Raw genomic sequence first — 12,421 nt, forward strand, 5'->3', positions numbered from 1 at the left:
AAAATTTCTATATTTGGATCAAGATAGATATGAGTAGAAAAACTAATAAAGTAATAAGGTTTACTTCAGCAAATAAGATATATTATATTTGTTGAATAGATTCTCTTTAAGGACAAGAAAAGTAGGTGAACAAAGTGGGAAAATATCAATTGGATTACAAGAGTCAGGTAGCTGTGGCAAAGTTTCATGAAAAACAGACGCCTGCCAAATTTGATAAAAAGCAGCAAATTGAAAATTTGCGTGCGGAGTATTTGAAAAAGAAGCAAAAACAAACAGATAAATAATATGTTACGTTTTTGATAGGAGAAACTAGTTCTAAGTACCATATATTACTATTTGGTACTTAGAACTAGCTAAACCCTATTAATATCGGGATAAACATGTAAATAGAAACAAAACAACGAGAAAAATTGACTTATTAGTCATATTTTTTAGTATTCATTTTAAGAATTTCCTGTATAATACAATTTGAAAGAAAATCTATGGTTTGACAAGAAACACTCTTTTCGGTTTTGCTCACTGAAGGGAGTGTTTTTTTATAGCTAAAAACTCCTCTGTACTCATTACATTTGCATATACGCCATTTAAACTAGCTAAAATTGTGTTATGAATATAAACGGCTGGTATCGTAGCATTCTTAAAAGAAAGATCTTTTGTCGCACAAGCATCATGTATAACGGTACATGGAAAGCCAAAATCAAAAGCGGCCCTTACGGTAGCATCAATACACATGTGAGTCATCATCCCGCATATGACGACGTGCTCAATGTCTAAACGTTGCAATTGTTCTAGAAGATCGGTTTCGCGGAAACTATTTGGGTAATGTTTGAGTATAACGGTTTCTTCTCTAAGTGGACGTACGCTTTCATGAATATGCACACCTTCTGTATTGGGCAGGAAAAAAGTAGCATCATCTTTTATTGCAACATGTTGGATATGAAAAATAGATTCGTTTTTCTTTCTAAAGAGTTGTAGTAGCTGACTAGCATATGCGCTTGCTTCTACTGGATTCCGCAATTCCATCTTTCCGTGTGGAAAATAATCATTTTGAATATCAACGAGTAAAAGAGCTGTTTTCATATATTTATCTTCCTCCAAGTTTCATATTCAAATAAGGGTATTCAATTAGTAGAGAAGATTATCCTTTTTAAAAATATGCAGGAGGAGAATTTTACATAACTTTAAAGGTTACTATTTTATTATGAAATTCCATCTGAAAATTTTAATAAAGAAATAATTTATATTTTTCTAAAAAATGTATTGACTCTTATTATTCTGAGTTCTATAATGAGAATTAATTAAACGACAATTAAATCGATTCATTCTTATCCAGAGAGGTGGAGGGACTGGCCCTACGATACCTCAGCAACGGGTTTTTTAATACCGTGCTAACTCCAGCAAGCATATAAAAGGCTTGGAAGATGAGAAGATGTGACCGAGTACATACAAGTGCTCTCCTTCTTATCTTTATGTTTGATAAGAGGGAGAGCACTTTTTATTTTACCTCGAAAGCTCTACTTCAAGTTTTTACAGCATATAGGAGGGAAGAAAATGATTTCTTTTAAGAACGTAAGTAAAGTATATGAATCAGGTGGGCAATCTGTTCATGCGGTGGAGGATGTAACATTATCAGTTGAGAAGGGTGAGATATTCGGCATTATCGGTTTTAGTGGCGCTGGAAAGAGTACGTTATTACGCCTAGTAAATATGTTAGAGAGACCAACGGCAGGAACGATTTCAATAGATGATAAAGATATTACATCACTATCGACGAAAGAATTACGGAAGCTAAGACAAAGAATCGGGATGATTTTTCAAAGTTTTAATTTATTTAATTCAAGAACAGTGTTTGGGAATATTGCTTATCCATTAAGGTTAGCGAAAGTACCAAAGAATGAGATAAAAGAAAGAGTAAATGAACTGCTAAAGTTTGTAGGATTAGAAGATAAAGCAAACTATTATCCAGAGCAACTATCAGGCGGACAAAAGCAGCGTGTTGGTATTGCAAGAGCACTTGCAACATCGCCAGACATTCTTATATGTGATGAGGCAACATCAGCTTTAGATCCAGAAACAACGACAGAAATTTTGAACTTATTAAAGAAAGTAAATCGAGAATACAATGTAACGATTCTTCTTATTACACATGAAATGCATGTTGTGAAAGAAATATGTCACCGTGTAGCTGTAATGGAGAAGGGAAAAGTTATTGAAGAAGGAAAACTGTTTGACGTTTTCACACAACCGAAAACAAAGACGACTCAAAACTTTGTACGTTCTATTATTAATGATCATTTACCGGAAAGTGTTCTAGGTAAAATTCAAAATGGTGGACAGATTTATCGCTTAACATTTACTGGTGAAGAGACAGGGCAGCCAGTACTATCATATATTGCGAAAAATTATAACGTCGATGTAAACGTACTGTATGGAAATATTATTGAACTCCAAAATGTGCTATTTGGAAATCTTCTTGTAGAATTGCAAGGTGAGCAGAAGGAAATTCAAAAAGCATTACAACATCTAAGACTGCAAGTGCAGCTGAAGGAGGTAGAAGCTCATGCGAGTTGATTGGAGTATATTTTGGCCTCGCATAGTAGATGCGACGGGGGATACCCTCTTAATGGTAATCGTAACCCTTATATTTGCTACAATTCTTGGTATACCTCTAGGTTTACTTTTATATGTAACAAGGAAAGGGAACTTTTTAGAAAATAAATGGGTCTTTTCTATTCTTAATATCATTATTAATACAATTCGTCCGGTTCCATTCATCATCTTCTTAGTAGCTTTAAGTCCACTAACAAGAAGTGTTATCGGAACGACGATTGGAACAGCAGCAGCAATCTTTCCAATGACGTTAGTTGCATCAATCGGTATTGCTAGAATGGTTGAAACAAATCTTGTTTCAGTTCCAAAGGGAGTCATTGAAGCAGCGCAAGCAATGGGTGCTTCACCATTTAGAATTGTTTTTGAAATTCTTGTGCCAGAAGCATTAGCGCCATTGATTTTAGGTGTTACGTTTATGACAGTTGGTCTAATTGAATTTTCAGCAGTTGCTGGGCTTGTCGGTGGCGGTGGTCTTGGTGACTTAGCAATGACATATGGTTATCAACGTTTTGATACATCAGTTATGTTCGTAACGGTCGTTTTACTTATTATTCTCGTACAGGTAGCTCAAAACTTAGGAAACTACTTTGCGAAAGTCTTTTTACGCAGATCATAAAAAGGAAGAGGGGAAAAGAAAATGAAGAAAATTTTAGCATTTGCATTATCAGCAATTGTAGGGGTTTCAGCATTAAGCGGCTGCTCAAGTGGAGACACGGGGGCAGGAGCGAAAGAAAAAGTAGTTCGCGTCGGTGTAACTGGAACGGATGGAGACGCTTGGGAAATTTTAAAGAAAAAAGCTGAAAAAGAAGGAATTAAAATTAAACTGGTTGAGTTCTCTGATTACACAACGCCAAATAAAGCGTTAGCTGATGGAGATATTGAACTAAACTCATTCCAGCACGTTGCTTTCTTAGAGCAATTTAAAAAAGAGCATAAGTTAGATATTACAGCTGTTGGTACAACGCAAATTGCACCAATGGGCTTATACTCTGAAAAATATAAGAAGGCAAATGAAATTCCAGATGGTTCAGAAATTGCGATTCCAAATGATCCAACGAACCAAGCTCGTGCATTAAAACTTCTTGATGCAGCTGGATTATTAAAGCTTAAGAAAGACTTTGGCTTATTCGGAGATCCAAGCGGCATTGCTGAAAATCCGAAGAAATTAAAAATCACACCGGTTATCGCACAGCAAACACCTCGTGTATTAAAAGACGTTGCAGCTTCAGTTATTAATAACGGTGTTGCTGGTCAAGCTGGATTAGATCCAGCGAAGGATCCAATTTTCTTAGAAGATCCAAAGAATGAAAATGCGAAGCCATATATTAATATTTTCGCAGCTCGTACAAAAGATAAAGATGATCCAACACTGAAAAAAGTAATTGAACTATATCATTCAAAAGAAGTAACAGATGCAATTAAGAAAGAAACAAATGATGGTTCCATTTCAGTAGATCTTTCACTTGAAGAGCTTGAAAAAATTGTGAAATAATTATCGGGTTTAACGATTAACAGTAGGAACCCCTCCGCTGTTAGTTCGTTCAACATATAATCTACTTAACAAACAAAACCCTAATTCTGTACCTTCCAATTCTGTATAACGTAGAATCCAATGTTTGTTAAGTAGAGTGATGGACCAGGAGTTTTCCTGGTCTTTTTTTGTAGTTATTCAATTATAATACTTTTTAAATTATCTTCAGGATGCTCTTGCTCTTTCGGATAAGCAGCTAGCTCCTCTTGCAAAATATTTAGTATTTGCTTAGCTGATTGTTGGATTGGGGGAGGTAACTCTTCTAATATATGCATCCCGACTTTTATTTTTGTACGAATTACCCTGCGTAGTAATTCCTCATGCATGTACTACACCTCCAAACCGAATATTTAGTACATCTTCTTCAAATTTTGCTCCTTGAATAGAAAGGTGTGTTAATGTTTTTGGTAACGTGATATTCCGTTTAACAGAACCCGCTCGAATAATAAGTTCATCACCTTTTTGATTTAAGGAAAGTTCACTTTTGTTTGAGAAGGGAATGGACAGAACGAAAATATACTCATCGCCATCCTTTTTTACATATTGAGTGCGCCCATTAAATTTCACTTCTGTAGGGGAATGGTCAGTTTTAAATAAAGAATCTCCTACACGTTCTAACATAGTTAGACCGACAACTTCTTGTTCAAACATTGGAGCTTCGTAAATAGGAAGGGGGTGAAAACTATCTTGAATTAATGTTTTATATTTCTTTTGCGTATCTTTCCATGCTTGAAAATAAGGATCGGTGACAGTGTTAGGGATGACGCGATTAATCATAATGGCATCTACGTTATAATCGTACAAATTTAAATACGTAAAGCTGCGCTGTGCTTCTTTAATGACCATTTTTTCAGGATTTACAACGATGCGGATACTTGTTACTTCCCGGTTTGATAAAATATCTCTCATTTCTCCGAGCTGTTCAAGTGTATTTGTTAATTCGTCCATAATATCGTCGGTTGGAAGAGGGACACCAAGGAGTGGTTGAGCTACAGGACGAACGACTTTTAAAACTTTTCTTTTAATAGGAAATAATTTTTCCATCCACCAGCCGAGCATGTCTGGAAAACTTAGCATTGCTAATGTTTCTCCTGTTGGAGCGCAATCAATGATGATAACATCATATGTGTTTTGTTTATAATAATCGAGTACGCGCAGTAAGCTAATTAAATCTTCCATACCAGGAAACATCGTTAATTCTTCTGTTGTAATATCATCAGCTGCTTTGGAAGTGAATAGCAAGGTAATATACTTCTGTAACTTTCCCCATCCTTTTTCCATTTCATAAATTGTATTAATTTCTTGTGCCCATAAATTTTCACGGATTTCTAATGGCTCAGAAGATAGCTTTATACCAAATGAATCTCCTAAACTATGAGCAGGATCTGTACTCATTACTAAAGTTTTTAATCCTTGTTTTGCGCTTTGAAGTGCTGTTGCTGCTGAAATGCTAGTTTTCCCTACGCCGCCTTTACCTGTATACAAAATAATTCTCATCATTCTATCCCCTTTGTTTCGAGTATCGAATATTACGAGTTCCGAAATAAAATATTGAATAAAAACCCAACTAGGGTTTTATTCAATCGGAATGTTTTTCATTTTAGGTGTAGAAACCTTTTCTTCTGTTTTTTGCTGTGACGTAGCGATGTGATTCATGATTTTTTGGAAGATTTGTAGTAAGAATGCTTTTTCTTCTTCTGATAATGCTTCTGTCACTAGGTTAAAGTAATGGGCTGCATTTTGTTTTACTTCGTGGACGAGCATTACGCCGTTTTCTGTTAAACGAATTAATACAATGCGCCGGTCGTTTTCATCACGGTACCTTTCAATATATCCCTTTTTTACAAGGCGATTTACAACACCTGTCGTTGTACTCATCGGTATATCAAGAAGGTCAGCAATTTTTGTCATTGTAATATCTGTATTTCGCTCCATCCAAAGTAAACAAAATACTTCTGTTTTAGAAAGTGTTAAATCTAGGCTTACCCATTCTTCAGGATAAAAAAATTTCTTGGCGTTATCTAGCAGTAAGTCTAAAAAATGTTCATATTGCAACAATTATTTCCACTCCCGTATATTTCGAGATTCGTAATATTTGTTTTTATTTTATGCGGAATTGAAATAAATGTCAATGTGTTTAACTGTTTTTTCAGACTAGACAGAAAACTGTCTTTAAAATAGTATTCTTTTATGGTAGATTTATAAATATAAAACTAGAATTTACATAAAAATCCATCATGGTAAATATACTTATCTATAATGGATGTACAGCTAACGAGGGGGAGAACGATGAGAAGACGTAATACGCAAGCGTTCACGTTTTTAGCATGGACTTCATTTGTTTGCGCGCTTTCAGGTATGCTAATTGGAATTTATACGTTAGATGAAACGCTTAGTGTGAAAGGATATTATTTAATTGGAACATTATTTTTAACGATGTCTTGTTTTGTATTACAAAAAACAATTCGTGATAATGAAGAAGATAACGAGAGATTTCCGAAAAATGAACCGTTAGATAAAGACTAAATTGTAAAGAAAGGCATTTGCCTTTCTTTTTTTATGTAAAAATGCTGTAAGTGCCATGTGTTGACTTGCTTGAAGTACTGAAAATTTGGTATCATCAATAGTATTGTAGATTGAACGATATATTATGGAGGTGGCCTAGCCGTGTCAAGAATTTCCGTTGAGAATGTAAAGCACGTAGCACATTTAGCACGTCTTGCAATTACTGATCAAGAAGCAGAAAAATTTCAAAAACAACTAGATGCAATTGTTACATTTGCAGAACAGTTAAATGAATTAGATACAACAGATGTAAAACCAACAACTCATGTATTAACTATGAAAAATGTTATGCGTGAAGATGTACCAGAAAAAGGTTTACCAGTCGAAGAAGTATTAAAAAATGCACCGGATCACAAAGATAATCAAATCCGTGTTCCAGCAGTATTAGAATAGAGGAGGGGAATTTCGATGTCATTATTTGATCATTCGGTATCAGAGTTACATAAGAAGTTAAACAACAAAGAAATTTCCGTTACGGATTTAGTAGAAGAATCTTACAAACGTATTGCGGATGTTGAAGATAACGTAAAAGCTTTTCTTACATTAGATGAAGAAAATGCACGCGCGAAAGCGAAAGAATTAGACGCAAAGATTGGTGCTGAAGATAATGGATTATTATTCGGTATGCCAATCGGTGTAAAAGATAACATTGTAACTAACGGTCTTCGTACTACTTGTGCGAGCAAAATGTTAGCAAACTTTGATCCAATTTATGATGCGACAGTTGTGCAAAAGCTAAAAGCTGCTGACACAGTTACAATCGGTAAATTAAATATGGACGAATTCGCAATGGGTTCTTCAAACGAAAACTCAGGTTTCTACGCTACGAAAAATCCATGGAACTTAGATTACGTTCCAGGTGGATCTAGTGGTGGTTCTGCAGCAGCTGTAGCAGCAGGAGAAGTATTATTCTCTCTAGGTTCTGATACGGGTGGTTCTATCCGTCAGCCAGCTGCATATTGCGGTGTTGTAGGTTTAAAACCAACTTACGGACGCGTATCTCGTTACGGATTAGTAGCATTCGCATCTTCACTTGACCAAATCGGACCGATTACACGTACAGTAGAAGATAATGCATACTTATTACAAGCTATTTCAGGTATTGACCGTATGGATGCAACTTCTGCAAACGTTGAAGTAGGAAATTACTTAGCTGGCTTAACAGGCGACGTTAAAGGTTTACGCATTGCTGTACCAAAAGAATACTTAGGCGAAGGTGTTGGCGAGGAAGCTCGTGAGTCAGTACTAGCTGCTTTAAAAGTATTAGAAGGTATGGGCGCAACTTGGGAGGAAGTATCTCTTCCGCACTCTAAATACGCTCTAGCAACGTATTACTTACTATCTTCTTCGGAAGCATCTGCTAACCTTTCACGCTTTGATGGCGTACGTTACGGTGTGCGTTCTGATAATGTAAATAATTTATTAGATCTTTACAAAAATACACGTAGCGAAGGTTTCGGTGATGAAGTAAAACGTCGTATTATGCTTGGTACATTTGCGCTTAGCTCTGGTTACTATGATGCATATTACAAAAAAGCACAACAAGTACGTACATTAATTAAGAACGACTTTGAAAATGTATTTGCGAACTACGATGTTATTATTGGACCAACAACGCCAACTCCGGCATTTAAAGTGGGCGAAAAAGTTGATGATCCAATGACAATGTATGCAAATGATATTTTAACAATTCCAGTAAACTTAGCGGGTGTTCCAGCGATTTCTGTTCCATGTGGATTCGGTGCTAACAACATGCCACTTGGTTTACAAATCATTGGTAAACACTTCGATGAAGCGACAATTTACCGCGTTGCACATGCGTTTGAGCAAGCAACAGACTATCATACAAAAAAAGCAAGTCTGTAAGGAGGCGAGCATAGATGAATTTAGAAACAATTATTGGTTTAGAGGTTCACGTTGAGTTAAAAACAAATTCGAAAATTTTCTCTGCGAGTCCAACAGAATTCGGTGCGGAGCCAAATACACAAACAAGTGTAATTGACTTAGGATACCCAGGGGTACTTCCTACTTTAAATAAAGAAGCAGTTAACTTTGCAATGAAAGCTGCAATGGCATTAAACTGTGAAATCGCAACGGAAACGAAGTTCGACCGTAAAAACTATTTCTACCCAGATAATCCGAAAGCTTACCAAATTTCTCAATTCGATAAGCCAATTGGTGAAAATGGTTGGATTGAAATTGAAGTAGACGGTAAAAAGAAACGTATCGGTATTACACGTCTTCATTTAGAAGAAGATGCTGGTAAATCAACGCATACAGCTGATGGTTCATTAGTAGACTACAACCGTCAAGGTATGCCTTTAATCGAGATCGTATCTGAGCCAGATATGCGTACGCCAGAAGAAGCATATGCATACTTAGAGAAGTTAAAATCAATCATTCAATACACTGGCGTATCTGATTGTAAGATGGAAGAAGGTTCCTTGCGTTGTGATGCGAACATTTCCCTTCGTCCAGTTGGACAAGAGAAGTTCGGTACAAAAGCGGAACTGAAAAACTTAAACTCATTCACTTACGTACAAAAAGGTCTTGAGCATGAGCAAGTGCGCCAAGAGAAAGAATTGTTATCTGGTGGTATCATCCAACAAGAAACACGTCGTTATGATGAAGCAACGAAGAAAACAATCTTAATGCGTGTGAAAGAGGGATCTGACGATTACCGTTACTTCCCAGAGCCAGACTTAGTTGAACTTTACATCGATGATGAGTGGAAAGAAGAAATTCGTGCTTCGATCCCAGAACTTCCAGATGCACGTAAAGCTCGCTACGTTGCAGAAATTGGTTTACCAGCTTATGATGCACACGTATTAACATTAACGAAAGAAATGTCTGATTTCTTTGAAGCAACTGTTGCAGACGGTGCTGATGCGAAATTAACATCAAACTGGTTAATGGGTGAAGTGCTTGCATACTTAAACAAACAACAAAAAGAATTAAAAGATGTTGCATTAACGCCTGCTGGTTTATCTAAAATGGTTCAATTAATTGAAAAAGGTACAATTTCTTCTAAAATCGCGAAGAAAGTATTTAACGAATTAATTGAAAAAGGTGGAGACCCAGAGGAAATCGTTAAAGCAAAAGGTCTTGTTCAAATTTCTGACGAGGGTACACTTCGTAAAGTTGTAACAGAAATTCTTGATAATAATGAGCAATCTATCGAAGACTTTAAAAACGGTAAAGACCGTGCAATCGGCTTCTTAGTTGGTCAAATTATGAAAGCTACAAAAGGACAAGCAAATCCGCCACTTGTTAACAAAATCTTACTTGAAGAGATTAATAAGCGATAATAGTAGTAACTTTTAAAGATTAAGCAGAAAAACACCCGTACATGGGTGTTTTTCTAGGTTAATCAAACGTTTGTTTAAATGAGAGAAGATCGTTTAAACAAACGTTTGATTAACTGTCAAAAGTGGAAAAATGTTTGTATAGCAACTATGGTATGATAGTTGCAAAAAGGTGGGAATAATGATAAATCTAGACATAGAGGTTTTTTTCATCTCATGAAATAATAGATAATTATTATTCGTTATATGTAAATTGTTGTGAGGAAATAGATAGACATAAATTTTTTGTCAAATAAAACAAAACCATTGAAATGAATATTTACTTTTGATGGACTACACGAATCGGGTTCTTACTGCCTGTTTGAGCGAGATAAAAGAAGGATAGGAAGATGAGAGGAGGTAGGCATGGGAATACTGAATAGAAGTTCGGTATGTTCTTTTTCAATATATAAAGAAATTTCCTGTGCTAATAAATGATGAAGCGAGCAAGAATTATTTATAATCCTACTTCTGGGCGCGAGCTATTTAAGAAGAGCTTACCGGAAGTATTACAAAAATTAGAACAAGCTGGATATGAAGCGTCTTGTCATGCGACAACTGGTCCTGGAGATGCGACTGTGGCAGCGAGGCAAGCTGCGGATCGTAAGTTTGATGTTGTTATCGCAGCTGGTGGTGATGGTACATTAAATGAAGTGGTGAACGGTTTAGTAGGACATGAACATCGTCCGAAGTTTGGAATTATTCCAGTTGGAACGACAAATGATTTTGCGCGTGCGATCGGTGTACCTCGTGCTATTGAAGAGGCTGCGGATATTATTTGTGAAGGGAAAACAGTTCCGTTAGATCTTGGTAGAGCGAATGATACATATTTCATTAATATCGCTGGTGGCGGCCGTATTACAGAATTAACATATGAAGTGCCAAGCAAGCTAAAAACGGTATTAGGCCAACTTGCTTATTATTTAAAAGGAATCGAAATGCTACCATCATTACATCCAACATATGTTGAAATCGAGTATGATGGAAAGTTGCTACAAGAAGAAATTACGATGTTTTTAATTACGAATACTCGTTCAGTTGGTGGATTCGAAAAAGTAGCACCATATGCATCGATTAATGATGGCTTATTTGATTTATTAGTACTGAAAAAAGGTTCTATCGCTGACTTAATTAAAGCAGCAACACAAGCGCAGCGTGGTGAACATATTAATAACCCAAAAGTACTATACACACAAGCAAATCGAATTAAAGTGCATTCACCAGATAAACTAATGATTAACTTAGATGGTGAATACGGTGGAGATGCACCGATGGAATTCGAAAATATATATCATTGTCTTGAACTATTTGTTCCTGAACAACAAGAGGATGCCCTGTAAAGGCATCCTTTTTATTATATAGAGGAATTGTAAATTGGAAGTTAGTTTGATTTTCATGGTATTTTTACAATTCGTTTATTTTATATCCATACTTTATTGATACACTGGAGGAGATAAGAAACGAGAGGTAGGGTGCTATGGAGAAGGTAAAAGCAATACTATTTGATAAAGACGGGACGTTAATGGATTTTCATTCAATTTGGATAAAAGTAGCTGAAGAACTTGTGGCGGAATGTATAAATCTATATCAACTTCCAAAGTCAATGCAGCAGGATTTATTAAAAGAGATCGGTGTGGATGGGGCATTTGTGAACCCTCGTAGCGCAATAGCGGCAGGAACAAGCCTTGATGTTGCAAAGGGGCTTTGTAAGTATATTACGTCATCTAAGGAAGAGGAGATGCATGAGTGGGTAAGTGAAAAGTTATTTTCTCTTATGTACGAGCATCGTTCCTATATGAGAATGACTGCGGATTTACCGAGAATTTTACAAGGTTTAAAGGATAGAGGATTTATTTTAGGTGTTGTTACAGCTGATGATTTCGCACCGACAGAATTATTTTTAAAACAGTATCAATTAGAGTCTTATTTTGATTATGTTGTAGCTTCAGATACGTTTCCGGCACAAAAACCAGATAAAAGAATTGTAGAATCTTTTTGTGAGAAGTTTCATTTAGAAGCATGTGAAGTAGCCGTCGTTGGAGATACACCAACTGATTTACATTTAGCGAAAAACGGTGATTGCTATGCAATTGGGGTGCTATCTGGTACGGGAGACCGTCAAACATTAGAACCACTTGCGGATATGCTCGTACAATCTGTTGGGGATTTTATTTCTCATTCAGGTGAGTTGACTTGGGAACAAGGAAAGTCTAATGTGTAAGGAAAATAAGTCTATAAGGACTCTTAATGAGTCTTTATAGACTTATTTTTTATGTTCAAATAGAAGGTGTGTAGGATGAATGCTGGAAAAGAATGTTGGCATACATTTTGCAATGTAAAGAGAAAACAATGTAAAGAAAAGGATGGGGTA

14 protein-coding genes and 1 riboswitch are annotated in these 12,421 nt (G+C 36.1%); of the genes, 10 read left to right on the top strand and 4 right to left on the bottom strand.

The window, feature by feature from the left end; genetic code table 11:
* Positions 1–134: 134 nt before the first annotated feature.
* On the top strand, positions 135–284 hold the full coding sequence (locus KZZ19_RS01805) for a hypothetical protein (protein WP_000521652.1): 150 nt from the start codon (positions 135–137) through the stop codon (positions 282–284).
* A gap of 232 nt (positions 285–516) precedes the next feature.
* Here the strand turns inward: KZZ19_RS01805 and KZZ19_RS01810 are convergent, their stop codons facing one another.
* Entirely contained in the window at positions 517–1,080 is a 564-nt protein-coding gene (locus tag KZZ19_RS01810; protein WP_098341949.1) for a cysteine hydrolase family protein, read from the bottom strand.
* Positions 1,081–1,322: 242 nt separating this feature from the next.
* Positions 1,323–1,428, top strand: a riboswitch (SAM riboswitch).
* A gap of 123 nt (positions 1,429–1,551) precedes the next feature.
* Here KZZ19_RS01810 and KZZ19_RS01815 point away from each other — a divergent pair.
* From KZZ19_RS01815 to KZZ19_RS01825, 3 genes are read left to right on the top strand one after another with little or no spacing between them, the layout of a single operon-like run.
* Entirely contained in the window at positions 1,552–2,571 is a 1,020-nt protein-coding gene (locus KZZ19_RS01815) for a methionine ABC transporter ATP-binding protein (protein ID WP_098341948.1), read from the top strand.
* The gene (locus tag KZZ19_RS01820; protein WP_001261880.1) at positions 2,561–3,226 is read left to right on the top strand and encodes a methionine ABC transporter permease; all 666 of its coding nucleotides are present in this window, start codon (positions 2,561–2,563) and stop codon (positions 3,224–3,226) included. The genes KZZ19_RS01815 and KZZ19_RS01820 overlap by 11 nt, the downstream gene beginning before the upstream one ends.
* A gap of 21 nt (positions 3,227–3,247) precedes the next feature.
* Positions 3,248–4,102: a MetQ/NlpA family ABC transporter substrate-binding protein gene (locus tag KZZ19_RS01825; RefSeq protein ID WP_088094930.1), complete on the top strand. Its 855-nt coding sequence runs from the start codon at positions 3,248–3,250 to the stop codon at positions 4,100–4,102.
* A gap of 173 nt (positions 4,103–4,275) precedes the next feature.
* Here KZZ19_RS01825 and KZZ19_RS01830 read toward each other — a convergent pair whose 3' ends face one another.
* From KZZ19_RS01830 to KZZ19_RS01840, 3 genes are all read right to left on the bottom strand, one after another.
* Positions 4,276–4,467 carry a DUF3926 domain-containing protein gene (locus tag KZZ19_RS01830; protein ID WP_237981922.1) on the bottom strand — a complete coding sequence of 64 codons (192 nt, stop codon included), beginning with the start codon at positions 4,465–4,467 and terminating at the stop codon, positions 4,276–4,278.
* The gene (locus tag KZZ19_RS01835; protein ID WP_237981923.1) at positions 4,460–5,641 is read right to left on the bottom strand and encodes an ArsA family ATPase; all 1,182 of its coding nucleotides are present in this window, start codon (positions 5,639–5,641) and stop codon (positions 4,460–4,462) included. The genes KZZ19_RS01830 and KZZ19_RS01835 overlap by 8 nt, the downstream gene beginning before the upstream one ends.
* A 75-nt stretch (positions 5,642–5,716) precedes the next feature.
* On the bottom strand, positions 5,717–6,199 hold the full coding sequence (locus KZZ19_RS01840) for a MarR family winged helix-turn-helix transcriptional regulator (protein WP_237981924.1): 483 nt from the start codon (positions 6,197–6,199) through the stop codon (positions 5,717–5,719).
* A gap of 231 nt (positions 6,200–6,430) precedes the next feature.
* On the opposite strand from KZZ19_RS01840, the gene KZZ19_RS01845 reads away from it, so the two are divergent.
* The 6 genes from KZZ19_RS01845 to KZZ19_RS01870 all read left to right on the top strand — a co-directional run bounded on the left by KZZ19_RS01845 (position 6,431) and on the right by KZZ19_RS01870 (position 12,271).
* Positions 6,431–6,667 (top strand): YiaA/YiaB family inner membrane protein, encoded by a 237-nt coding sequence (locus KZZ19_RS01845; protein WP_001254392.1) that lies wholly within the window; start codon positions 6,431–6,433, stop codon positions 6,665–6,667.
* Positions 6,668–6,808: 141 nt separating this feature from the next.
* Positions 6,809–7,099, top strand: coding sequence for an Asp-tRNA(Asn)/Glu-tRNA(Gln) amidotransferase subunit GatC (gene gatC / locus KZZ19_RS01850; RefSeq protein ID WP_000086999.1), 291 nt, complete (start codon positions 6,809–6,811; stop codon positions 7,097–7,099).
* Positions 7,100–7,114: 15 nt separating this feature from the next.
* Complete coding sequence (gene gatA, locus KZZ19_RS01855) at positions 7,115–8,572, top strand: Asp-tRNA(Asn)/Glu-tRNA(Gln) amidotransferase subunit GatA (protein WP_000051449.1); 1,458 nt, start codon at positions 7,115–7,117, stop codon at positions 8,570–8,572.
* A gap of 14 nt (positions 8,573–8,586) precedes the next feature.
* The gene (gene gatB / locus KZZ19_RS01860; protein WP_046958896.1) at positions 8,587–10,014 is read left to right on the top strand and encodes an Asp-tRNA(Asn)/Glu-tRNA(Gln) amidotransferase subunit GatB; all 1,428 of its coding nucleotides are present in this window, start codon (positions 8,587–8,589) and stop codon (positions 10,012–10,014) included.
* Between the two features lie 470 nt (positions 10,015–10,484).
* A complete protein-coding gene (locus KZZ19_RS01865) occupies positions 10,485–11,390 on the top strand; it encodes a diacylglycerol kinase (RefSeq protein ID WP_000977669.1) in 906 nt (301 codons plus the stop codon).
* A 137-nt stretch (positions 11,391–11,527) separates the two neighbouring features.
* A complete protein-coding gene (locus KZZ19_RS01870; protein ID WP_098275632.1) occupies positions 11,528–12,271 on the top strand; it encodes an HAD family hydrolase in 744 nt (247 codons plus the stop codon).
* The last annotated feature ends 150 nt before the right edge of the window (positions 12,272–12,421 follow it).

Origin of the sequence: Bacillus thuringiensis, from assembly GCF_022095615.2 — a bacterium.
GTDB classification, from domain to species: domain Bacteria; phylum Bacillota; class Bacilli; order Bacillales; family Bacillaceae_G; genus Bacillus_A; species Bacillus_A cereus_AG.

What these genes read in the sequence shown, in the direction of transcription:
- KZZ19_RS01810 (WP_098341949.1), bottom strand. Translation starts at nt 1,080, where the DNA reads ATGAAAACAGCTCTTTTACTCGTTGATATTCAAAATGATTATTTTCCA.
- KZZ19_RS01815 (WP_098341948.1), top strand. Translation starts at nt 1,552, where the DNA reads ATGATTTCTTTTAAGAACGTAAGTAAAGTATATGAATCAGGTGGGCAA.
- KZZ19_RS01820 (WP_001261880.1), top strand. Translation starts at nt 2,561, where the DNA reads ATGCGAGTTGATTGGAGTATATTTTGGCCTCGCATAGTAGATGCGACG.
- KZZ19_RS01825 (WP_088094930.1), top strand. Translation starts at nt 3,248, where the DNA reads ATGAAGAAAATTTTAGCATTTGCATTATCAGCAATTGTAGGGGTTTCA.
- KZZ19_RS01830 (WP_237981922.1), bottom strand. Translation starts at nt 4,467, where the DNA reads ATGCATGAGGAATTACTACGCAGGGTAATTCGTACAAAAATAAAAGTC.
- KZZ19_RS01835 (WP_237981923.1), bottom strand. Translation starts at nt 5,641, where the DNA reads ATGATGAGAATTATTTTGTATACAGGTAAAGGCGGCGTAGGGAAAACT.
- KZZ19_RS01845 (WP_001254392.1), top strand. Translation starts at nt 6,431, where the DNA reads ATGAGAAGACGTAATACGCAAGCGTTCACGTTTTTAGCATGGACTTCA.
- gatA (WP_000051449.1), top strand. Translation starts at nt 7,115, where the DNA reads ATGTCATTATTTGATCATTCGGTATCAGAGTTACATAAGAAGTTAAAC.
- gatB (WP_046958896.1), top strand. Translation starts at nt 8,587, where the DNA reads ATGAATTTAGAAACAATTATTGGTTTAGAGGTTCACGTTGAGTTAAAA.
- KZZ19_RS01865 (WP_000977669.1), top strand. Translation starts at nt 10,485, where the DNA reads ATGATGAAGCGAGCAAGAATTATTTATAATCCTACTTCTGGGCGCGAG.
- KZZ19_RS01870 (WP_098275632.1), top strand. Translation starts at nt 11,528, where the DNA reads ATGGAGAAGGTAAAAGCAATACTATTTGATAAAGACGGGACGTTAATG.